We start from the raw sequence: 20,385 nt of genomic DNA, 5'->3' as shown, positions 1-20,385 counted from the left end.
CCCCCTGTCAAGACTGTCTCTCCTTGCGAGGAGGGCTTATCCTGTCGTCCGAATTATGAATTTCCAGGATCTTGGACCCCGCCCGTCGACACCCTCGGGAGTCGGCGTCGGCACGGCTTTTCGTGGGAATCTTCATTGGTAGTCGCGTGACGCCGCGTCGCGCAGGCCCTGGGCCAACCCTCTTCCGGACCGTCGGCTCGCCGCCGGTCCCCTTATTTCAGATCAAGGGAGATCCGCATGCACACCGACCTGACCCGCGAGCAAGCCCAGCAGGGCCGCCCGGCGCAAGACGACAGCCAGGACCTGGGCGCCACCGCCCCCGGCCAACTGCGCGTCATCAAGCGCAACGGTACCGTCGTCCCCTACACCGACGACAAGATCACCGTGGCCATCAGCAAGGCTTTCCTCGCCGTGGAAGGCGGTACCGCCGCGGCCTCGTCGCGCATCCACACCACCGTCAAGCAGCTCACCGACCAGGTCAGCAGCACCTTCAAGCGCCGCATGCCCTCCGGTGGCACCATCCACATCGAAGAGATCCAGGACCAGGTCGAACTGGCCCTGATGCGCGCTGGCGAGCAGAAGGTCGCCCGCAGCTACGTGATCTACCGTGAAGCCCGCAGCCAGGAGCGCAAGCAGGGCGCCGCCAGCGACATCGCCGAGCCGCACCCGAGCATCCGCGTGACCAAGGCCGACGGCACCACCCAGCCGCTGGACATGGGCCGCCTGAACACCATCATCAGCGAAGCCTGCGAAGGCCTGGAAGAGGTGAACGGCGAGCTGATCCAGAAGGAAACCCTGAAGAACCTGTATGACGGCGTGGCCGAGAAGGACGTCAACACCGCCCTGGTGATGACCTCCCGGACCCTGGTCGAGCGCGAGCCGAACTATTCCTACGTCACCGCCCGCCTGCTGATGGACAGCCTGCGCGCCGAAGGCCTGAGCTTCCTCGGCGTGGCCGAGTCCGCCACCCATCACGAGATGGCCGAGCTGTACGCCAAGGCCCTGCCCGCCTACGTCGCCAAGGGCGTGGAGCTGGAGCTGCTGGACCCGAAACTGGCCAGCTTCGACCTGGAGCGCCTGGGCGCCGCCATCGATCACGAGCGCGACCAGCAGTTCACCTACCTGGGTCTGCAGACCCTGTACGACCGCTACTTCCTGCACAGCCACGGCACCCGCTTCGAGCTGCCGCAGCTGTTCTTCATGCGCGTGGCCATGGGCCTGGCGCACATGGAGAAAGATAAAGAAGCCCGCGCCATCGAGTTCTACAACCTGTTGGCCAGCTTCGACTACATGGCGTCCACCCCGACCCTGTTCAACGCCGGCACCCTGCGTCCGCAGCTGTCCAGCTGCTACCTGACCACCGTGCCCGACGACCTGTCCGGCATCTATGGCGCCATCCACGATAACGCCATGCTCTCCAAGTTCGCCGGCGGCCTGGGCAACGACTGGACCCCGGTGCGCGCCCTGGGCTCCTACATCAAGGGCACCAATGGCAAGAGCCAGGGCGTCGTGCCCTTCCTCAAGGTGGTCAACGACACCGCGGTGGCGGTCAACCAGGGCGGCAAGCGCAAGGGCGCGGTCTGCGCCTACCTGGAAACCTGGCACCTGGACATCGAGGAATTCCTCGAGCTGCGCAAGAACACCGGTGACGACCGTCGGCGTACCCACGACATGAACACCGCCAACTGGATCCCCGACCTGTTCATGAAGCGTGTCTTCGAGGACGGCAACTGGACCCTGTTCTCCCCCGCCGACGTGCCCGACCTGCACGACCTCTACGGCAAGGCCTTCGAAGAGCGCTACGAGTACTACGAAGCCCTGACCGAGTACGGCAAGCTCAAGCTGCACAAGACCATCAAGGCCAAGGACCTCTGGCGCAAGATGCTGTCCATGCTGTTCGAGACCGGCCACCCCTGGCTGACCTTCAAGGACCCGTGCAACCTGCGCAGCCCGCAGCAGCACGTGGGCGTGGTGCACAGCTCCAACCTCTGCACCGAGATCACCCTGAACACCAACAAAGACGAGATCGCCGTGTGCAACCTGGGTTCGGTGAACCTGGTGAACCACATCGTCGACGGCAAGCTGGACGTGGCCAAGGTCGCCCGCACCGTCAAGACCGCCGTGCGCATGCTCGACAACGTCATCGACATCAACTACTACTCGGTGCCCCAGGCGGAGAACTCCAACCTCAAGCACCGTCCGGTCGGCATGGGCATCATGGGCTTCCAGGATGCGCTGTACCTGCAGCACATCGCCTACGGCTCGGATGCCGCCGTGCAGTTCGCCGACACCTCCATGGAAGTGATCAGCTACTACGCCATCCAGGCCTCCTGTGACCTGGCCGAAGAGCGTGGCAGCTACTCCAGCTTCCAGGGTTCGCTGTGGTCCCAGGGCATCCTGCCGATCGACTCCGAGAAGCGCCTGATCGAAGAGCGCGGCGCCAAGTACATCGAGGTCGACCTGTCCGAGACCCTGGACTGGGCCCCGCTGCGCGAGCGTGCCAAGAAGGGCATCCGCAACTCCAACATCATGGCCATCGCCCCGACCGCGACCATCGCCAACATCACCGGCGTGTCCCAGTCGATCGAGCCGACCTACCAGAACCTCTATGTGAAGTCGAACCTCTCGGGCGAATTCACCGTCATCAACCCCTACCTGGTACGCGACCTCAAGGCGCGCGGCCTGTGGGACTCGGTGATGGTCAACGACCTCAAGTACTACGACGGCTCCGTGCAGCAGATCGAGCGCATCCCGCAGGATCTGAAGGACCTCTACGCCACCGCCTTCGAAGTGGAGACCAAGTGGATCGTCGAGGCCGCCAGCCGGCGCCAGAAGTGGATCGACCAGGCCCAGTCGCTGAACCTGTACATCGCCGGCGCCTCGGGCAAGAAGCTCGACGTGACCTACCGCATGGCCTGGTTCCGCGGCCTGAAGACCACCTACTACCTCCGTGCCCTGGCCGCCACCAGCACCGAGAAGTCCACCATCAACACCGGCAAGCTGAACGCCGTGAGCGCCGATCCCATCACTGGCGTCCAGGCCAGCGCAGCCCCGGCCTCGGCCTCGGCCCAGAAAGTCGAAGCCGCACCGGCTCCGGTGCCCAAGGCCTGCAGCCTCGACGATCCCGAGTGCGAAGCCTGCCAGTAACCCCCGCGCCGCTGCTCCTGCGCTTTCTGTAGGAGCGGCCCATGGCCGCGATCCTTTCTATCCGCCCGGCCCTTACAGGCCGGGCCCACCCAGGAGACACCCCATGCTGAACTGGGAAGAATTCGACAAAGACGACGACACCACCACGGCCAAGCCCGCCCAAGCGGCCGGCCAGGCGCCCGCCCAGACCGAGCGCCTGGACTCCGAGGGCGACGCCCTGGTCCATGACGCCCGCGCCCTGTCCGCCGACGACTCCGACGCCGTGGCCCGCGCCAAGGCCGCGCTGAACGAGCTGGACATCCAGGAAGGCCTGGACGACCTGGAAGGCTCTTCCGCGCGCGTACACGTCGGCGACAAGCAGATGATCAACGCCCGCGCCGACCTCAACCAGCTCGTGCCCTTCAAGTACGACTGGGCCTGGCAGAAGTATCTGGATGGTTGCGCCAACCACTGGATGCCCCAGGAAGTGAACATGAACGCCGACATCGCGACCTGGAAGAGCGCGGACGGCCTCACCGAGGACGAGCGCCGCATCGTCAAGCGCAACCTCGGCTTCTTCTCCACCGCCGACTCCCTGGTCGCCAACAACCTGGTGCTGGCCGTCTACCGCCTGATCACCAACCCCGAATGCCGCCAGTACATCCTGCGCCAGGCCTTCGAAGAGGCGATCCACACCCACGCCTACCAGTACTGCATCGAGTCGCTGGGCATGGATGAAGGCGAGATCTTCAACATGTACCACGAGATCCCGAGCGTCGCGAAGAAGGCGAGCTGGGGTCTGAAGTACACCCGCTCCATCTCCGACCCCGAGTTCAAGACCGGCACCCCGGAGACCGATCGCCAGTTCCTCAAGAACCTGATCGCCTACTACTGCGTGCTGGAAGGCATCTTCTTCTACTGCGGCTTCACCCAGATCCTCTCCATGGGTCGCCGCAACAAGATGACCGGCACCGCCGAGCAGTTCCAGTACATCCTGCGTGACGAGTCCATGCACCTGAACTTCGGCATCGACATGATCAACCAAATCAAGATCGAGAACCCGCAGCTGTGGGATGCCCAGATGAAGGACGAAGCCACCCAGATGATCCTCCAGGGCACCCAGCTGGAGATCGAATACGCCCGCGACACCATGCCCCGCGGCGTGCTGGGCATGAATGCGGCGATGATGGAGGACTACCTCAAGTTCATCGCCAACCGCCGCTTGACCCAGATCGGCCTCAAGGAAGAATACCCGGGCGCCACCAACCCCTTCCCCTGGATGAGCGAGATCATGGACCTGAAGAAGGAGAAGAACTTCTTCGAGACGCGGGTGATCGAGTATCAGACGGGTGGGGCGTTGAGCTGGGATTAAGACTCTTTCGACAAAGCCCCGCAATAGCGGGGCTTTTACTAGGAATTCAAGATGAGCTATAAAAAATTCATATCTGAAAAACGGCTAAGAAAAAGCACTTCAGAAAGAGAAAAAAACCTTATTATAGAAACAGAAAGCGATAAGGCAAGGATTATATTTTCAGCTCCTTTTAGAAGACTTCAAAAGAAAGCCCAAGTATTCCCGCTCGAACAAAATGCAGCAGTCAGAAGCAGACTGACACATTCCTTAGAGGTGTCTACGATTGGAAGACAGATATCTCAAAAGATAGTAAGAAAAATAGAAAGTTTATCTCACGAAGAAAAAGAAGCCTTCGTAAACATAGTAGAATCTGCTTGTTTGCTTCACGATATCGGTAACCCACCGTTTGGCCACTTCGGGGAAGCAGCAATTTCCAAGTGGTTCAAGAATGCAGGAAATGGCTGCTATGCGCACCATAAAAATGAGCATCCCGATTGGTATTCTGACCTAGAAAAATTTGAAGGTAATGCTCAAGGTCTTAGAATAATCACTAAACTGCAGAGTGAAGATGACTATGGTCTAAATCTAACATGCTCAGCCATATGCGCCTATCTTAAATACACGTACCCTGAGCACGAGAGAAAAAAACAAGAAGAAAACCCATCGACCAAAAAGAATGGATACTTCTTAAGCGAAAGCACCAAAATACAGGGGGCTTGGAAAAAACTAAGAATCCCTCCACATAATCGCCACCCGTTGAACTTTGTAATGGAGGCGGCAGACGATATTGCTTACTGCCTTAGCGACATTGAAGATGGCATAGAAAAAAAGCTAACCACGATAGACGAATTGATAGCACACATCAAAAGTGAGCTAAAAAAAGGCGAGAATGCCATGGCAAATGATGCTTGGATTGAAATCCTGACCCATGCATCTAAAGAAAAGATGCCAACCAACAAGTTTATTTCAATCAGAACAAACCTGATTAACAGATCAACTACGATTGCTGCAGAGCATTATATTAAACGCGAAGATGATATATTAAAATTCAGATTCAGTGAATCCTTGATAGATGAACGCAGCGCAGAGTACATAATCCTCAATATAATAAGGAAATTTGTCTCTGAAAAGGTTTACACAGCTAGGGAAGCAGAAATCCTCGAACTTGCTGGCGACAGTGCAATCTCCGGAATACTTGAGAAATTCAAACCCTTGCTTGACCTTCCGAAAAGCTCCTTCGATGCATTGTTAGAAAAAGACAGAAAAATAATAAAATCCCTAAATCTAGATATCGAAAAGCGGTTGCTAAACCTCATACCTAAGCAATGCATAAAGACCTACAACCACGAGAAAGATAGTCCACTAGAATGGTACTACCGAGCACACTTGATCATAGACTATATTTCTGGCATGACTGACGACTTTGCACTTGAAATCTACCAAAAGCTCTCGGGAATCCGAGTTCTATGATACGCCCAAACCATCCGTTCGATCTGATAAATCATATTGCGCAAGAACTGCCACCTGAAGCAGTTCTTGAATTCAGCACTTATGAATATGAACCTCAAAGCATTTTAGATCAACGAAACATATTTCAGTACGAAGCCAGCCTTATAAACGAAGAGCTTTTAGAGAGACTTCTAAGCATATTAGGCCCTAGAGAAGAACTTGCAATACACTCCAAGATAACTCTTAATAAAAAGATATTTCACATACCCATGATCGATTTCTGCTGCAAACTAGACACCTTAAAGGAAAGCAGCTCAGTACTAAAAAACATAATCCCAAAAGAAATAAATACCGAAATCAGCATCTTTGACTCAGGCAACTCCCTACATGGCTATGGAATAAATAAAATAAGAAACAAAGAATGGCTAGAGTACATGGGAAGGCTTCTTTTGCTAAATCTTCCAAGCCGTCTCCCCGTTGTCGATACGAGATGGATAGGCCACAGACTCATGGCTGGCTACTGCAGCTTACGTCTCAGCAATAACTCCAAAAAATATCTGAAAGAGCCAACTTTTGTCGATTTCTTGTACAAGATTTAGTAGATAATCCATGCTTCATTAAAGTGGACAATTTGGAGCTTGTCCACTGAACGCTTCGATTTTAGGTATACTCTGTTCTTAGCGACTGGATATGTCGTTTTATAGAAAGGCCGTACCTTTCCACACTACCAATGATCGACATATAGCTACACAAGGCTGCTGCCATCAAGGACGATCCTATGCCCCGCTGGACCGACCAACCCGCCACCGACACGGATGCCATCTTCGATTTCATCCTCAAGTTCTCCGGCACCTTCCTACGCCGTCATGCTTCGTTGCTGGCCAAGGTGCTGCCGCCGACCCTGGGCTTCGGGATGTTCCTGGCCTATTTCGCTCGTAATCATTTCTATCCCAGCTTCGATCTCTTTCAGTTTTCGTCGCTACTGCTGGCGGCTGCCTGCCTGGGCTTCCTGACCATTGGCGCCTTCGTTGCCGCGCTGTTCCTGCCAGGGGCCTGGGTCTATTACCGCTTCATCAATACGCCGGCGATCAAGGAAGACATCACCTACGCCCTGCCCTATCGCACCGAGGGGCGCTTTCGCAAGATCATGCTGTTGATGACGCTGGTGTTCTTCGTGCCCTATCTGTTGGCGGGGTTCAGCGATGCGGCCATTCTTTTCGTCGATCCTGAGCTGTTCGTCAGCGTCGCCTTTCTGGCGCCCGTCCCTATCACGCTACTGGCGGGCATGGCAGTCCAGGGGCTGTTCGACTTGCGCCGCTTCAGCTTCCTGAAGTTCGTCTGGGAGGCTTACCTGCCAACGATGGTCGTCGGCCTGTTCATTGTCTGGATGCTGGCCCAGGCCTATCCGCTGGTGAGCGCTTGGCAGCCGCTGTTCAAGTGGAGCGCCCTGGCCATCGCCCCCTTCGTCATCGCCTTTATCACGACGCTGACCTCCATGGTGTTCATCGCTGGCTGGAATGCAGCGCTGATGTTTTCGCTGTTCTTCGCGCTCTTTCTGGCCGGCTACAGTGGAGTGCTCACCACCCTGCCCGAAACCATGGTCAAGACGCTGGGCCTAGGTAACTACCAGGCCAAGGCCATCGTGCTGGATGCGTCCTATTGCGCCAAGGAACAGGCCAAGGTGCTGCCTACGAACGACCAATGCGTGCTGCAGGATGTGCAGGTGGTCTGGTCGTTAGGAGAGGCCTTCGTGCTGCGGCTGGCGGATGGCAGTGCGGCGCGGTTGCCGGCAGCGGCGATTCGGGCGCTGGTGAAGCCCTAGGCGAGTCCAGGGTTCAGCCGTTGCAGGCGTGAGCGTGAGGCTTCAGTCCGCGGCCAGGCGCGTCCAGCGAGTGGCTTGAGCGGGCGTCGCGTGGACAACGCGCAGCTTGTCCACGCGGAACTGGGTGCGAGTGGAAAAGGCTGCGCCGTTTTCCACGCTACGGGAAAGCGCTTCCGTCACTCGCCTAGGAGGCCCGGCCGGTGCCGTTGCGGTGTGGGTAGGTTGTCGTGGGAGCCTATCGTTGAAGGCGGCGCGGCACGGTGGCGCCGGATCACTCTTTCGCTTTGCCGCCCTTGGCGTTCGGCTGGCCGGGGCCGGCCTTGACGAAGGCGAGGATGACGTCGCGTACCACCTTGCGCTGTTCGTCGGGCAGGTTGAGGAAGGCCTCGATGGCTTCGCGCTCGGGATAGTGCTCGGGCTTCGCCCAGTTGCCCCTTGGCTCGCGCACGTTTGCCACGGCCTGTTCGCCGTAGCGCAGGACCTGGGGTTCGATGTGCAGCCACTGGGCCAGTACCTGCAACTTGTCCTGAGCGGGAATGGACTTGCCACCCAGCCAGCGGGACACCGCCTGGAAGGTCACGGAGCGCCCCCAGTAACGGGAGTTGAACTCGCGCTCCAACACCGCGGGCCGGTCAGGGTAGCCGGCCGCGAGCATGGCGGAGCGCAGACGCTGGGCGAAGTCGAGTTTGTCGTTCATGGGGCGGACGTTAAAGTCCGCTTCCAGCCTGGACTGAACATTCGATTGCGGAAAAATTGAAATTCATGATTTCATCCAGGCGGTAGGAGGACCATGAGGGTCCTGCGGTGGGCAGCGGCCGCTCGGTGGCTGCGTTCCCAGCGATGGCGCCTAGAGACGGAGATCAGGGAATGTCCACGCCCCATCTTTTGCATTTCGCGGGTCGTCCCCTGCGGGTCTATCAGTTCTTCGATGGGCAGCTGTGGTTCGATTGCCGCGATGTCGCCAGGCTGCTGGATTACCCGGACCCGCTGGAAGCCGTGCGCCGTCACTGCAAGCGCGACGGCGTGCACCAGGGGCTCGGCGAGCGGCCAACCCTGCTGATCGATCTCCCCAACACCCTGCGCCTGCTGATCGGCAGCACCAGCGAGCGCGCCGGGCCGTTCGAGGACTGGCTCAGGCGCGACTGCCTGAAGCTGTTCCTCGGCCGCCTCATGCCGCCCAGCGAAGGCCAGCTGCTGCTGGACGGCCAGCCGCTGAGCCGGCTGTGCTGGCGTGACCAGTACTGGGTGAAACTCGCCGACGTCGCGGAGGCGATCGGACCGCGCTTGCGGCTCAACCGGGGGTATTGAGCGGAGTCCCCGCCTTGCGGCCGGGGACCTCGCTCGGCGTTGCCGATCACCCTGCGCGCGGCTGTCGCGTCGGCGACGACGCGTTCTCGCTCCTGCCCTCAAGACAAGTTCGGTCTGGCCGATAGCGTTCCAGCGGCTGCGCATGCGCGCCTGATCCTGGTGGCTTTCCGCGAGCATCTTAGCCTATCGGACGTCAGACAGGGTGCCCGACCGCGGTAGACTGGCGGCCTGCGCCAGGTTTCTCCTTGTCCGCCACGTGCTCCACGGCACGTCGGGCAGGCTCCGGTATTCGTTGCACGCTGCAAAGGTCCGCCTCTCCCATGGCCCTCGATGCCCCTACTCTCCTGACCATCACCATCGCCCTGGCGGTGGCAGCGGCTGGCTACCTGGCCATCGAATGGCGCTCGGTGCGCGAATCCGCGTTGTTGTACTGGAGCACCGGGTTCGCCCTCATCGGCGTGGGCAGCCTGCTCGCCCTGTTGCGCAGCCAGGGATTCCTGCTGGTGGGGATCTGGTTAGCGAATGGGCTGCTGATCTTCGTGCATGGGCTGTTTCTCCTCGGTGTCGCACGCTTCACCGGGCGCCGCCTGAGCCTGGGCTGGTGGGCCTTCGCGCTGCTCTGGTTGGGGCTGTTGCTGCTGCCGAACGAGCCCTGGTGGTCCAAGGTGATGCTGGTGGTGAATTCGCTGCTGATTGGCACCCTGGCGGTACGGGCGGGGCTGCTACTGCGGCGGCGCCATGCCGGCGAGCGGCAGCTACGTTTCGTGCTGCTGGGACATGGTCTCTTCTATTTATTTCGCCAAGATGATCCCGCCGCTGATGCCTGGCGCCCTGCTCAACTTGGAATCCTATCGCGGGGCGATCATCCAGGTGTCCCTGGTGGAGGGGGTGATGGCAGTGATGCTGATCGCCCTGTCGATGACCGGCACGGTGCGCTATCGCCGCGAGCAGCGCATCGAGCGCCTGGCGGGCAGCGATCCGCTGACCGGGCTGCACAACCGGCGCGCCCTGGAGACGGAGGCGCCCCGGCTGCTCGGCATGGCGACGCCCGCGTGCCCGGGCGCCCTGTTGCTGATCGACCTGGACAATTTCAAGCTGGCCAGCGACCTGCATGGCCATGCGGCGGGCGACGGTCTGCTGATCGCCCTGAGCGAACTGCTGCGCAGCGCCCTGCCCCGCCAGTCGCTGGCGGCGCGGCTGGGCGGCGATGAATTCGTGGCGCTGCTGGGCGGCATGGGCCATGCCGAGGTGGTAGCCCTGGCGGACAGCCTGCGCGAGCGTTTCGGCCTGCTGGCGACCCAGCGCCTCGCCACGCCCGAGCGGGTCACCCTGAGCATCGGCGCGGTGCTGTTCGATCACCCGCCGCGAAGCCTGGCGGACCTGCTGGCCCAGGGTGATCGGGCGCTGTACGAGGCCAAGCGCGGCGGACGCGACGGGGTGCGGCTGAGCAAGGGGTGAAGGGCGACGGGATGATGGCTTAGGCTTGAGCGATTGCCTGAGCGGAGTCGCCATGTCCATCGCCCTCGAATCGCCCGACCAACCCGAGGTGATCGCTTTGATCGCCGAACTGGACGCCTACCAGGACGGGCTCTATCCACCCGAGAGTCGTCATGCCTTGGATCTCGCATCCTTGATGCAGCCGAAGGTGCTGTTCTTGGTGGCGCGTGACGAGTGTGGGAGCGCGCTTGGCTGCGCCGCCATGGTGCTCAACGCGGGCTACGGGGAGATCAAGCGGATGTATGTGAGCCCCTCGGGGCGGGGTCAGGGGTTGGGTAGGCGTTTGCTCGCTCGACTGGAGGCTGAGGCGGTCACGACAGGATGCGAGCGGGCGATGCGGGAGACCGGTCCTTACCAACCCGAGGCATTGGCGTTGTATGGGGCAGCGGGCTACGAACGGCGCGGACCTTTTGGTGGGTATCGGGATGATCCCTTGAGTGTGTTCATGGAGAAGGGGTTGGTGGCGATGGCGCCGTGATGCGGGGGCATTGATCGGTGAGGGTGGAAAAGGCTGTCGCCGTTTTCCACGCTACGGAGGCTCAGGCGTAGGGTGGACAACGCGAAGCTTGTCCACGCGGGGTCGGGCGTCGAGCGGGGGGATCAGTGGAAAAGGCTGCGCCGTTTTCCACGCTACGGGGGTCTGGGCGGTAGGGTGGACAACGCGAAGCTTGTCCACGCGGGGTCAAGCTTCGAGCGGGGGGGATCAGTGGAAAAGGCTGCGCCGTTTTCCACGCTACGGGGGTCTGGGCGGTAGGGTGGACAACGCGAAGCTTGTCCACGCGGGGTCGGGCGTCAAGCGGGGGGATCAGTGGAAAAGGCTCCGCCGTTTTCCACGCTACGGGGGCTGGGCGGTAGGGTGGACAACGCGACGCTTGTCCACGCGGGGTCGGGCGTCGAGCGGGGGGATCAGTGGAAAAGGCTCCGCCGTTTTCCACGCTACGGGGGTCTGGGCGGTAGGGTGGACAACGCGAAGCTTGTCCACGCGGGGTCGGGCGTCGAGCGCGGGGATCAGTGGAAAAGGCTCCGCCGTTTTCCACGCTACGGGGTTGCGCTATCGTTTCCAACTCTGCTCAAGGAAGAGCTGTCATGTCTCGCTTTCGTCGTGCCCGAGCGCCGGGGGCTTCCTATTTCTTCACCGTGGTCCTGGCGGATCGGCGTAGCGATCTGCTGACACGCCATATCGATCTGCTTCGCGATACGGTGCGCGCGACACGGCTACGCCATCCCTTCCATATCGATGCCTGGGTGACCCTGCCCGACCATCTGCATTGCGTCTGGACCTTGCCGGAAGGCGATACGGATTTCGCCTTACGGTGGAAAGTGATCAAGTTCGGCTTCTCCAAGCGCCTGCCGGCGGATGAAGCTCGTACGCCAACGCAGCAAGCACGAGGTGAGCGTGGCGTATGGCAGCGACGGTATTGGGAGCATCTCCTACGGGACGAACAGGACTACCAGCGTCATCTGGATTACATCCATTTCAATCCGGTCAAGCACGGTCACGCACGGGCGGTTAAAGATTGGCCCTATTCGAGCTTTCACCGGGCAGTGCGGGAGGGACGATATCCAGCGGATTGGGGGAGCGATTTTGTCGTGCAGACTGGGCGCTGGGGGGAGTAATGAGTGGAAAAGGCTATCGCCGTTTTCCACGCTACGGAGGCTCAGGCGTAGCGAAGCTTGTCCACGTGGATACGGGGTGGAGCTTGGAGTGGTCAGTGGAAAAGGCTGTCGCCGTTTTCCACGCTACGGGGTGAATTCCGCCAACAGGAATTCCACGAAGCTTCTCACCGTCACCGAGCGCCATCTCGTCTGGGGATAGAGGGCATGCAGCGGCCGGGTGAGTTCCTGGCCTTGGAAGAGGCGCACCAGGCGGCCGGCGGCGACGTCGTCCTGTAGCAGGAAAGCCGGCTGGAGGATGATGCCGAGGCCCTGCAGGGCGGCCAGGCGCAGGGCGGGGCCGTTGCTGAGGTGCAGGCGGCCGGGCGGCAGCGGGCCGAAGGTGGCGCCGGTCTGGGTGCGCCACTGGGCCAGGGCGCGGGGGTCCATGCCGAGACAGTCGTGACTTTGTAGATCGGCCACGCCGTCGGGCGTACCGTGGCGCGCCAGATAATCCGGCGCGGCGCAGCACCACACCACATAGGGCGCCAGCGGTCGCGCCACCAGGGAAGAATCGGCCAGTTCGCCGATGCGGATGGCGATGTCGATGCCCTCCTCCACCAGGTCCTGCACCCGGTCACTCAACACCAGGTCGAGGGTGACCTGGGGATGCCGTGCGAGGTAGTCCCCGAGCCGCGGCGTGAGGCCGTAGGTGCCGAAGGATACCGGCGCGGACACGCGCAGGATGCCGGCGGGCGCCAGCCGCTGGGTTTCGGCCTGGCGGTCGGTGTCGGCGACCAGGGCGAGGATCTCGCGGCAGCGGGCGTAGTAGCCCTCGCCAAAGGCGGTCAGGCGCTGGCGCCGGGTGGTGCGTACCAGCAGTTGCAGGCCCAGGCGCTGCTCCAGGGCGCGCAGGTGGTTGCCGGCCATGGTCGGCGAGATGCCCTGGGCCTGGGCCGCCCCGGCCAGGCTGCCGCGCTCCACCACGGCGACGAACACCTGCATGCTGTCGAGCAGATCCATTCCACACTCCTGCTGAGGAATCCTAGCACCCGGAAGGTGTTTATCTCATTTGGGTGGTGGGTGAGGCTAGTGGCGTGGATGAGGTGGCGGCGTGTTGGGCTTCGCTGCGCTTAGCCACCGCGTGGAAAAGGCTGCGCCGTTTTCCACCCTACGACCCTGACCTGGAGAATCGATCATGGACCTGCAACTGCACGACCGTACCGCCCTGGTGACCGGCGCCAGCATGGGCATAGGCGTGGGCGTCGCCCGTATCCTGGCGGCCGAAGGCGTTCGGCTGGCGATCACCGCGCGCCGGCGGGAAGCCCTGGAAGAATTGGCCGGAGAGCTTGCCGCAGCGGGTCATCCAAAGCCGCTGGTGATCGCGGCGGATATCGCCGATGCCAAGGACGTCCAGCGTCTGGCGCGGGAAGCCGAGGAAGGGCTGGGCCGGGTGGATATCCTGGTCAACACCGCAGGCGGCCATCGCAGTCTCCCCCTGGATGCGGGTGACGATCTATGGGAGGAAGCTTTCGACCTGAACTTCGCCTCCGCCCGCCGCCTGACCCAGGCGCTGCTGGGTGGGATGCGCGAAAGACGCTGGGGACGGATCGTGAATTTCAGCGGGAGCATGGAGCCACGCGAGATCAACGCGGCCGGCGCGGCCAAGGCGGCAATCCAGTTCTGGTCCAAGGGGCTGGCGAGCCAGCTGGCGGCCGAGGGCATCACGGTCAATACCATCGCCCCGGGGCGGATCAATTCCGAGCAGATCCTGCAGCGGCTGCATCCGACGCCCGAGGCGCGCCAGGCCTTCATCGCCCGGCACATTCCCATCGGCTATTTCGGCGAGCCGGAGGACGTGGGGCATCTGGTGGCCTTTCTCGCCTCACCGCTGGCGCGCTACCTCACGGGTGAGGTCATCGCAGTGGATGGCGGGATGCATGCCCATGCCCACTAAGACTCTGTAAAAAAGTCTGCTGCCCGTCGGCCAAACTGCGTTGAAAAGACCTTCGGAATGCTCATTTACCACTCGTAAACTCGCGCGCGAGCCCGGTCCGCTTCCTCAGGCATTTTCGCCTTGTTTGGCTCTAGCTCGCGAGACTTTGAACAGACTCTAGCGCCTGACGCAGACGAACAGGGCATTGCCCGCCTCGCCGGCCCAGGGTTCGATGCGCTGATAGTCGTGCTCCAGCACCTGGACCTCGAAGTGGGGCTCTAGCAAGACCAGCAGTTCGGGGAAGTCCACCGCCACCATGGGGTGTTCGTCCTGCCAGGTCTGCTGCTGGCCGGCGTGGCGGCGTTCGATGCGCAGGCGGAGCTGCTGATGCTCACCCTCGCCCGGGTAGTGCCAGGCGGAGGCGAAGCTGAAGTGGCCATCGGCCCGCGCGACGCTGTGGCCGACGCTGGAGGCATTGTCGATACGGCGCTTGTCTACGGCGTTGAAGCAGAACAGGCCACCCGGGGTCAGGGCCGCCTGGACCTGCGTCAGGCACGCCTGGAGGCGTGCAAGGCTACCGCTGTAGTGCAGGGAGTAGAGAAAGCAGGTGATCAGGTCGACCGGCCGCGCCAGTTCGAAGGCGCACATGTCCTGGCAGGAGAAGTCCGCCTCGGGGCAGCGCAGCGCGGCCTGGGCCAGCATCGGCGGATTGAGGTCCAGCCCGCTGCTCTGGAAGCCGGCATCGAGGAAATGCCGCACATGGGGGCCGGTGCCGCAGGCGAGGTCGAGATGACGACTGCCACCGTTGCCGAACAGTCGCTGCAGGCGCAGCACCGCCTGGCTCTGGGCCTGGTAGTCGATGTCGGCGCAGAGCAGGTCGTAGTAGGCCGACAGGTCGGTGTAGAGGGCGGTGGCGGACATCGCAGGGGCTCGGGGCTGGAGACGCGGGCGCGCATCTTAGAGCGGCTAACAAAACGTAGCGAGCGGTTGTCAGGCGGGTGCACGCGGCGCGCAGGAACCGCAGTGTACGAGAGGTACATGAGGATTCCGAGCACTGCACGCGCCCGTCTGGCGGACGCACAGTAGTTTTGCCAGTCGCTCTTAGTCGGTTTCTGCAACCTTCGACGCCTTATACTGGCGGTTTTCCCGAGAGTCCCCTGACGTGAGCAACAAGAGATACGCCTGCATCGGCCTGAGCAACCCCAAGTCGCCGTCCAACGTCGGGTCCATCATGAGGGCGGCGGGTTGCTACGGGGTGGCCTCGGTGTTCTATACCGGCACCCGCTACGACCGCGCCAAGGACTTCGTCACCGACACCAAGAAGGTCCACCAGGACATCCCGCTGATCAACATCGACGACCTGCGCCGCATCCTGCCGCTGGGTTGCGTGCCGGTGGCGGTGGAGCTGGTGGACGGCGCCCGGCCGCTGCCCGAATACACCCATCCCGATCGCGCGCTCTATCTGTTCGGCTCAGAGGACGGTTCGCTGAGCCAGGAGCTGCGCGACTGGTGCGAGGACGTGGTGTACATCCCCACCCAGGGCTGCATGAATCTGGCGGCCACGGTCAACGTGGTGCTCTATGACCGCCTGGCGAAGGGGAATAACACCCGCTCCGGTCCGCTGTTCTAGGCCTTGCCTGAAAACTGCCTGCGTTCGGCCAGGCAGCGTTAAAAATCCGCTGGATCGCCAGCCCAGCCGGAATGCTCATTTACCCCTCGTAAACTCGAGCGCGAGTCCGATCCGCTTCCTCACGGATTTGATTCGCTGGCGCTCACCCTTCGGGCCAGCCATTGGCTGTTACTCCCGTTGGTCGTTGCGCCTTGCCTGACCTTCGCTCGGCGACGCTTCAGACAAGCCCTAGTCGGCCGGACAGCGCAAACGCACCGCTGGATGTCGACCCTGGACAACTCCGGTCCGGGGCGACCCCTCACCCTTGGCGGCTTCCATCATCAGGAGAGCCGCCATGGCCAACCCGCCCATCACCGTTCTGCGCGATACCCAGCCCCTGCCCGTGGTCGATGCCTGCAAATGGGAGCGCATCGAAGGCGAGCCCCATACCGTCAACCTCAATGCCTACACCTCCGATGACGGCAGCAAGATCATGGGCACCTGGATCTGCACCCCCGGCAAGTGGCGCGTCGACTACGTGAAGTGGGAGTACTGCCACTTCCAGGAGGGCTACTGCATCATCACCCCCGATGGCCAGGAACCCATCCACCTCAAGGCCGGCGACATCTTCGTCGTCGAACCCGGCATGAAGGGCACCTGGGAAGTGGTCGAGACGGTGCGCAAGTACTTCGTCTTCGCCTGACCGGAAGGCAACGCCTGCCGGCGCTCGCCGGCGGGCTGCTCAGGGCGTGGCAGTACTCGCATAGCAGGCCCAAGCCGGCCGGGTGGCCAGGCGTTCGAGATAGGCCTCGATCGCCGGCGCCGCGATGCGCTCCATCGGGGTGCTGCGCCAGCGGTGCAGCGACAGGCCGAGGACGATATCGGCCAGGCTGAAGTGTTCGCCGGCCACGTAGGGGCCATGCTGCGCCAGGTGCGCTTCCAGAATGGCGATGCGTCCGTTCCAGGCGGCGATGCCTTGCGCCAGGCGCTGCGGATCGGGCTCTGGTGGCTGCTGCTTCACCAGGGCCAGATAGGCATAGCTCCAGGCCGGATTGAGTTCGCTGGCCTGCCAGTCCAGCCACTGATCGACCCGCGCCCGCGCGCGCGCTGCGGTGGGATACAGCGCCTCGCCACCGTGGGCGTTGGCCAGGTAGCGCAGGATGCTGTTGGACTCCCAGAGCACGAAGTCGCCGTCCAGCAGCACCGGGATCTGGCCATTGGGATTCCACTGCAGGTACTCCGCGGATTGCGCCGAGCGAAAGCCGGCGCCCCAATCCTCGCGCTCATAGCCCAGGCCCAGTTCGTCGAGGCACCAGAGCGCCTTGCGGACGTTGATCGAAGAGACGCGACCAAGAATCTTCAGCATGCCGAGGCGACCTCCAGCGGTGGGTGGACGAGATAAGGCTCGATATTGCCAAGCGCCCGCTGCACATAGTCTTCCTTTTCCCCTACCGGCGCCACGTAGTGCAGGGCCTCGGCCGCGGCCTCGCGTCCTACCAGGCGGGCGATGGCCCAGGCGGCGAGGTAGCTGGAAGCCAGGCAGCCACCGGCCGTGGCCAGGTTGCCGCGGGCGAAGAACGGCTGCGCCAGCACCTCGATGCCAGCCTCCTGCACCCAGGGCTTGGTGGTGAGATCGGTACAGCCGGGTACCCCGTCGAGCAGGCCGAGCCGCGCCAAGAGCAGCGTGCCGGAGCACTGGGCACCGATCAGTTGACGTTTGGGATCGAGCACTGCCAGTTGCTCCAGCAGCGTCCTGTCCTGGGCGAATTCACGGGTACGGATACCGCTGCCCACCAGCACCGCAGCGCAATCCGCCAGCTCGTCGAAACCGGCCTGGCGTTCCAGGCGTACGCCATTCATGGAGGTCACGCAGGGCGTCGGTGCCATCAGCGAGACCCGCCAGTCCGGGCGCTTGATGCGATTGAGGATGCCCAGGGCGATCAGGGAATCCAGTTCGTTGAAGCCGTCGAAGGTGAGGATGGCGAGGTGCATGGCATGGCTCCGCGACAGGAAAGCCCGGATTCTCCGCGCAGGCCCTCCCGCGGACCAGATACAGCGTGGCGTCCAGGCACCCATACAGCCTGAAGCGGCCGATAAAAACCGCTCTAGATCAGTGCATACACGGCGAAGAAAATGGCAATAATGGCTTCTAGCCACTAAAGAAATGGCGGGGGGCGTCGATAGCCTTGGTCACCCAGCCCCGCACGGTCAAACCTTTCACGAGCGGTATCAGAGATTTCCATGGACGACGAAATCCGTTACGAGCGCCACGTCAAGAGGGTATTCCGCATACCCCTGCTGGTGCTGCAGCCGCTGCTGCTGGTGATCTGGCCGCTCAGCCTGGTGAGCAATCCCCTCATCGCCGATCCCTACCAGTTGCGCTACCTCGGGATACTGGCGCTCCTGCTGTGCTCCGTCCTCCTGCTCGCCAGGGCGCGTAGCGCGCGGCTGATGAGCCTGGCCTTCACCGGCAACATCTGGGTGATCGCCTTCGCCTTTCGCGTCCAGATCAACGATTGCGGTCCACTCGGCCACTACTGGAATCTGCCGATCGCCCTGCTCATCACCCTGGGCACCTGCGGCATGACCTATCGCATCAGCGCCTATCTCATCACCCTGGCCGGATCCTGGCTGATCCTGTTCATCGGCCTGGATCGACTGGCGCCGGCCACCATGCCTGGACAGTTGGTCGCCATCCTGGTCGGGGTGACGCTGGCGATCGGTATCGCCTACAACTATGTCAACAGCCATTGGATGCGGCGCACCTTCTCCCTCAAGGAGCGCTACCGCCTGATGGCGGAAACGGACGCCCTCACGGGCATCGCCAACCGGCGCAAGTTGCTGGCGCAGCTGGAGGAAGCCGTGCGTATCAGCCGCGACTCGCCCTGCCATTTCGCCATGCTCGACATCGACAACTTCAAGGCCATCAACGACCTCTGGGGCCATCAGACCGGCGACGAAGTCCTGGTCGCCCTGGCCGATGAAATCAGCCACCTCGATCCCGTGCTCAGCGTGGGCCGGCTCGGCGGCGAGGAGTTCGGCATCCTCGCCCAGGGTGTCGACCAGGCGCGACTGGACGGATTGCTGGGCGAGTTGCGCACGCGCCTGGCACGCCGCCCACGACAGGCCATCACCTTCAGCGCGGGGGTGACGCAGGCGCATCCGGGCGAACCCATCACCGAGCTGATGCGCCGCTCGGACGAAGCCCTCTACCAGGCCAAGCGCCAGGGCAAGGACAGGGTCGTCTGGTCTTCCTGAGAGCCTGTTCAAAGGCTCGCGAGCTAGAGCCAAACAGGGCGCAACGACCAACGGGAGTAACAGCCAACGGCTGGCCCGCCGAATCAAAGGGCTGAGAAAGCGGATCGGACCCGCGCTCGGGTTTACGCGTGGTCAATGAGCATGGCGACGGGGCCGCCCAGGCCGGGCTGGCGACCCAGGACATTTTCAACGCCGTTTGGCCGACGCGCCGCAGCCTTTGAACAGGCGCTGAGCCACCCTACTCCAGCTTCTCCACCTTCACCGGGGTGGTGCCGTCCTCGACCATGTCCACCCGCCGCGCGGCGGCACGGGAAAGGTCGATGATGCGCCCGCGGATGTAGGGACCGCGGTCGTTGATACGCACGATGACGGCGCGATCGTTCTCCAGGTTGGTCACCTTGACCTTGGTACCGAGCGGCAGGGTCTTGTGGGCGGCGACCAACTCGTCGTTGTTGAAGGTCTCGCCGCTGGCGGTCTCCTTGCCGTGGAACTTGCGCGCATAGAAGGACGCCTTGCCGCGCTGTTCGAAGCTCGCTTCCTTCTTCACGGGTGCCGCGACGGTCTTGGAGTCCTTTTCCTGGCAGGCGGTGCAGGCGAGCACCAGCAGCCACATCAGATAGCGGGAACGGAGGAGCACGTTTCACCTTCCTCTTCTTCTTCGTTCTGGGGAGGCAACGCAGGGGGTCGATCGTTTAGCTCTGAGCGGGCCAGGCGCCGAGAGGTTCGGCGGCGCTGGCCAATGGCCTTCCTAGCTGTGATGCACGCCTCACGCCCAGGTCAGCGCGCTGGCAGCACGTACCTGAGGATGGCCACGAAATGCAGGGCGCTGCCGGCCATGACGAAGCCATGCCAGATGCCATGCCAGTGACGAAAGCGGTCGTCGAAGACGAAGAACAGGATGCCGACGGTGTAGAGCACCCCGCCCGCCGCCAGCCAGGCGAAGCCGGCCTCCCCCAGCTGGGCCTTGAGCGGCCCGACCGCCACCAGCACGATCCAGCCCATGGTGGCGTAGATCACCAGCGACAGGACGCGCGCCTCGGAGCGCGGCTTTATCTCCTGCAGCATGCCGATCAGCGCCAGCCCCCAGACGATGCCGAACAGCGTCCAGCCCCAGGGGCCGCGCAGGGTCACCAGGCAGAACGGCGTGTAGCTGCCGGCGATCAGCAGGTAGATCGACAGGTGATCGAGCTTCTGCAGCAGGCGTTTCGCCCGCCCCTTCACGCTGTGATAGAGCGTCGAGACGCTATAGAGGATCACCAGCGCCACCCCGTAGATGGTGACGCTGACGATGCGCCAGGGATCGCCCTGCAGGCTGGCCAGCACCACCAGGGTGATGGCGCCGGCCAGGGCCAGCACGGCGCCGATGAGATGGGTCCAGGCATTGAGCCGTTCGCCGTGGTACATGCGTCCTCCTTGGGTTCTGGACGAGAAGTCGA

The 20,385-nt window shown here is 62.3% G+C and carries 19 protein-coding genes, 1 other RNA gene and 1 pseudogene; 13 read left to right on the top strand and 8 right to left on the bottom strand.

Features of this window, described 5'->3' with window-relative positions:
* The first annotated feature begins 237 nt into the window (after nucleotides 1-237).
* From AR540_RS05175 to AR540_RS05160, 5 genes are all read left to right on the top strand, one after another.
* Entirely contained in the window at nucleotides 238-3,147 is a 2,910-nt protein-coding gene (locus AR540_RS05175) for a ribonucleoside-diphosphate reductase subunit alpha (protein ID WP_059226755.1), read from the top strand.
* Between the two features lie 103 nt (nucleotides 3,148-3,250).
* Nucleotides 3,251-4,498, top strand: coding sequence for a ribonucleotide-diphosphate reductase subunit beta (locus AR540_RS05170; RefSeq protein ID WP_059226754.1), 1,248 nt, complete (start codon nucleotides 3,251-3,253; stop codon nucleotides 4,496-4,498).
* Between the two features lie 51 nt (nucleotides 4,499-4,549).
* Nucleotides 4,550-5,947: a dGTPase gene (dgt, locus tag AR540_RS24375; RefSeq protein WP_065242505.1), complete on the top strand. Its 1,398-nt coding sequence runs from the start codon at nucleotides 4,550-4,552 to the stop codon at nucleotides 5,945-5,947.
* Nucleotides 5,944-6,525 carry a primase 1D-like protein gene (locus tag AR540_RS25210; protein ID WP_236712007.1) on the top strand — a complete coding sequence of 194 codons (582 nt, stop codon included), beginning with the start codon at nucleotides 5,944-5,946 and terminating at the stop codon, nucleotides 6,523-6,525. The genes dgt and AR540_RS25210 overlap by 4 nt, the downstream gene beginning before the upstream one ends.
* A gap of 179 nt (nucleotides 6,526-6,704) precedes the next feature.
* Nucleotides 6,705-7,748: a hypothetical protein gene (locus tag AR540_RS05160; RefSeq protein ID WP_059226752.1), complete on the top strand. Its 1,044-nt coding sequence runs from the start codon at nucleotides 6,705-6,707 to the stop codon at nucleotides 7,746-7,748.
* Between the two features lie 271 nt (nucleotides 7,749-8,019).
* Here AR540_RS05160 and AR540_RS05155 read toward each other — a convergent pair whose 3' ends face one another.
* The gene (locus AR540_RS05155) at nucleotides 8,020-8,445 is read right to left on the bottom strand and encodes a hypothetical protein (protein ID WP_059226751.1); all 426 of its coding nucleotides are present in this window, start codon (nucleotides 8,443-8,445) and stop codon (nucleotides 8,020-8,022) included.
* Nucleotides 8,446-8,615: 170 nt separating this feature from the next.
* Here AR540_RS05155 and AR540_RS05150 point away from each other — a divergent pair, with 170 nt between their 5' ends.
* From AR540_RS05150 to AR540_RS05135, 4 genes and pseudogenes are all read left to right on the top strand, one after another.
* Nucleotides 8,616-9,056 carry a BRO-N domain-containing protein gene (locus AR540_RS05150; protein WP_059226750.1) on the top strand — a complete coding sequence of 147 codons (441 nt, stop codon included), beginning with the start codon at nucleotides 8,616-8,618 and terminating at the stop codon, nucleotides 9,054-9,056.
* 320 nt (nucleotides 9,057-9,376) lie between these two features.
* Nucleotides 9,377-10,514, top strand: a pseudogene (locus tag AR540_RS05145) (GGDEF domain-containing protein).
* 52 nt (nucleotides 10,515-10,566) lie between these two features.
* Nucleotides 10,567-11,031 (top strand): GNAT family N-acetyltransferase, encoded by a 465-nt coding sequence (locus AR540_RS05140; protein ID WP_059226749.1) that lies wholly within the window; start codon nucleotides 10,567-10,569, stop codon nucleotides 11,029-11,031.
* Between the two features lie 608 nt (nucleotides 11,032-11,639).
* Complete coding sequence (locus tag AR540_RS05135) at nucleotides 11,640-12,170, top strand: REP-associated tyrosine transposase (protein WP_059226748.1); 531 nt, start codon at nucleotides 11,640-11,642, stop codon at nucleotides 12,168-12,170.
* A gap of 123 nt (nucleotides 12,171-12,293) precedes the next feature.
* Here the strand turns inward: AR540_RS05135 and AR540_RS05130 are convergent, their stop codons facing one another.
* On the bottom strand, nucleotides 12,294-13,169 hold the full coding sequence (locus AR540_RS05130; RefSeq protein WP_059226747.1) for a LysR family transcriptional regulator: 876 nt from the start codon (nucleotides 13,167-13,169) through the stop codon (nucleotides 12,294-12,296).
* A gap of 175 nt (nucleotides 13,170-13,344) precedes the next feature.
* On the opposite strand from AR540_RS05130, the gene AR540_RS05125 reads away from it, so the two are divergent.
* Nucleotides 13,345-14,103 carry an SDR family oxidoreductase gene (locus tag AR540_RS05125; RefSeq protein ID WP_059226746.1) on the top strand — a complete coding sequence of 253 codons (759 nt, stop codon included), beginning with the start codon at nucleotides 13,345-13,347 and terminating at the stop codon, nucleotides 14,101-14,103.
* Nucleotides 14,104-14,259: 156 nt separating this feature from the next.
* Here AR540_RS05125 and AR540_RS05120 read toward each other — a convergent pair whose 3' ends face one another.
* Both AR540_RS05120 and AR540_RS05115 read right to left on the bottom strand, forming a co-directional pair.
* Nucleotides 14,260-15,003 (bottom strand): class I SAM-dependent DNA methyltransferase, encoded by a 744-nt coding sequence (locus AR540_RS05120; protein WP_059226745.1) that lies wholly within the window; start codon nucleotides 15,001-15,003, stop codon nucleotides 14,260-14,262.
* Between the two features lie 43 nt (nucleotides 15,004-15,046).
* Nucleotides 15,047-15,122: non-coding RNA, sX9 sRNA (locus tag AR540_RS05115), on the bottom strand.
* 122 nt (nucleotides 15,123-15,244) lie between these two features.
* Between AR540_RS05115 and AR540_RS05110 the strand changes: the two genes are divergently transcribed.
* The gene (locus AR540_RS05110; RefSeq protein WP_059226744.1) at nucleotides 15,245-15,712 is read left to right on the top strand and encodes an RNA methyltransferase; all 468 of its coding nucleotides are present in this window, start codon (nucleotides 15,245-15,247) and stop codon (nucleotides 15,710-15,712) included.
* A gap of 334 nt (nucleotides 15,713-16,046) precedes the next feature.
* Nucleotides 16,047-16,394 carry a cupin domain-containing protein gene (locus tag AR540_RS05105; RefSeq protein WP_007160512.1) on the top strand — a complete coding sequence of 116 codons (348 nt, stop codon included), beginning with the start codon at nucleotides 16,047-16,049 and terminating at the stop codon, nucleotides 16,392-16,394.
* Nucleotides 16,395-16,433: 39 nt separating this feature from the next.
* Here the strand turns inward: AR540_RS05105 and AR540_RS05100 are convergent, their stop codons facing one another.
* On the bottom strand, nucleotides 16,434-17,057 hold the full coding sequence (locus AR540_RS05100; protein ID WP_059226743.1) for a glutathione S-transferase family protein: 624 nt from the start codon (nucleotides 17,055-17,057) through the stop codon (nucleotides 16,434-16,436).
* Nucleotides 17,051-17,683, bottom strand: coding sequence for a DJ-1/PfpI family protein (locus tag AR540_RS05095; RefSeq protein ID WP_059226742.1), 633 nt, complete (start codon nucleotides 17,681-17,683; stop codon nucleotides 17,051-17,053). Before AR540_RS05095 ends, AR540_RS05100 begins: the two co-directional genes overlap by 7 nt.
* 249 nt (nucleotides 17,684-17,932) lie before the next feature.
* Between AR540_RS05095 and AR540_RS05090 the strand changes: the two genes are divergently transcribed.
* Complete coding sequence (locus AR540_RS05090) at nucleotides 17,933-18,949, top strand: GGDEF domain-containing protein (protein WP_059226741.1); 1,017 nt, start codon at nucleotides 17,933-17,935, stop codon at nucleotides 18,947-18,949.
* Between the two features lie 238 nt (nucleotides 18,950-19,187).
* Here the strand turns inward: AR540_RS05090 and AR540_RS05085 are convergent, their stop codons facing one another.
* Together AR540_RS05085 and trhA are read right to left on the bottom strand one after the other, a co-directional pair.
* Nucleotides 19,188-19,562 (bottom strand): septal ring lytic transglycosylase RlpA family protein, encoded by a 375-nt coding sequence (locus AR540_RS05085; protein WP_059226740.1) that lies wholly within the window; start codon nucleotides 19,560-19,562, stop codon nucleotides 19,188-19,190.
* A gap of 164 nt (nucleotides 19,563-19,726) precedes the next feature.
* Nucleotides 19,727-20,353 (bottom strand): PAQR family membrane homeostasis protein TrhA, encoded by a 627-nt coding sequence (gene trhA / locus AR540_RS05080; protein ID WP_059226739.1) that lies wholly within the window; start codon nucleotides 20,351-20,353, stop codon nucleotides 19,727-19,729.
* Nucleotides 20,354-20,385: the final 32 nt, after the last annotated feature.

The sequence above is a fragment of the Pseudomonas sp. EpS/L25 genome (genome assembly GCF_001512295.1).
Classification (GTDB): domain Bacteria; phylum Pseudomonadota; class Gammaproteobacteria; order Pseudomonadales; family Pseudomonadaceae; genus Chryseomonas.
The sequence above is the reverse complement of the archived record's forward strand: the minus strand, read 5'-3'. Positions and strand labels throughout refer to the sequence as shown.

What these genes read in the sequence shown, in the direction of transcription:
- AR540_RS05175 (WP_059226755.1), top strand. Translation starts at nt 238, where the DNA reads ATGCACACCGACCTGACCCGCGAGCAAGCCCAGCAGGGCCGCCCGGCG.
- AR540_RS05170 (WP_059226754.1), top strand. Translation starts at nt 3,251, where the DNA reads ATGCTGAACTGGGAAGAATTCGACAAAGACGACGACACCACCACGGCC.
- dgt (WP_065242505.1), top strand. Translation starts at nt 4,550, where the DNA reads ATGAGCTATAAAAAATTCATATCTGAAAAACGGCTAAGAAAAAGCACT.
- AR540_RS25210 (WP_236712007.1), top strand. Translation starts at nt 5,944, where the DNA reads ATGATACGCCCAAACCATCCGTTCGATCTGATAAATCATATTGCGCAA.
- AR540_RS05160 (WP_059226752.1), top strand. Translation starts at nt 6,705, where the DNA reads ATGCCCCGCTGGACCGACCAACCCGCCACCGACACGGATGCCATCTTC.
- AR540_RS05155 (WP_059226751.1), bottom strand. Translation starts at nt 8,445, where the DNA reads ATGAACGACAAACTCGACTTCGCCCAGCGTCTGCGCTCCGCCATGCTC.
- AR540_RS05150 (WP_059226750.1), top strand. Translation starts at nt 8,616, where the DNA reads ATGTCCACGCCCCATCTTTTGCATTTCGCGGGTCGTCCCCTGCGGGTC.
- AR540_RS05140 (WP_059226749.1), top strand. Translation starts at nt 10,567, where the DNA reads ATGTCCATCGCCCTCGAATCGCCCGACCAACCCGAGGTGATCGCTTTG.
- AR540_RS05135 (WP_059226748.1), top strand. Translation starts at nt 11,640, where the DNA reads ATGTCTCGCTTTCGTCGTGCCCGAGCGCCGGGGGCTTCCTATTTCTTC.
- AR540_RS05130 (WP_059226747.1), bottom strand. Translation starts at nt 13,169, where the DNA reads ATGGATCTGCTCGACAGCATGCAGGTGTTCGTCGCCGTGGTGGAGCGC.
- AR540_RS05125 (WP_059226746.1), top strand. Translation starts at nt 13,345, where the DNA reads ATGGACCTGCAACTGCACGACCGTACCGCCCTGGTGACCGGCGCCAGC.
- AR540_RS05120 (WP_059226745.1), bottom strand. Translation starts at nt 15,003, where the DNA reads ATGTCCGCCACCGCCCTCTACACCGACCTGTCGGCCTACTACGACCTG.
- AR540_RS05105 (WP_007160512.1), top strand. Translation starts at nt 16,047, where the DNA reads ATGGCCAACCCGCCCATCACCGTTCTGCGCGATACCCAGCCCCTGCCC.
- AR540_RS05100 (WP_059226743.1), bottom strand. Translation starts at nt 17,057, where the DNA reads ATGCTGAAGATTCTTGGTCGCGTCTCTTCGATCAACGTCCGCAAGGCG.
- AR540_RS05095 (WP_059226742.1), bottom strand. Translation starts at nt 17,683, where the DNA reads ATGCACCTCGCCATCCTCACCTTCGACGGCTTCAACGAACTGGATTCC.
- AR540_RS05090 (WP_059226741.1), top strand. Translation starts at nt 17,933, where the DNA reads ATGGACGACGAAATCCGTTACGAGCGCCACGTCAAGAGGGTATTCCGC.
- AR540_RS05085 (WP_059226740.1), bottom strand. Translation starts at nt 19,562, where the DNA reads ATGTGGCTGCTGGTGCTCGCCTGCACCGCCTGCCAGGAAAAGGACTCC.
- trhA (WP_059226739.1), bottom strand. Translation starts at nt 20,353, where the DNA reads ATGTACCACGGCGAACGGCTCAATGCCTGGACCCATCTCATCGGCGCC.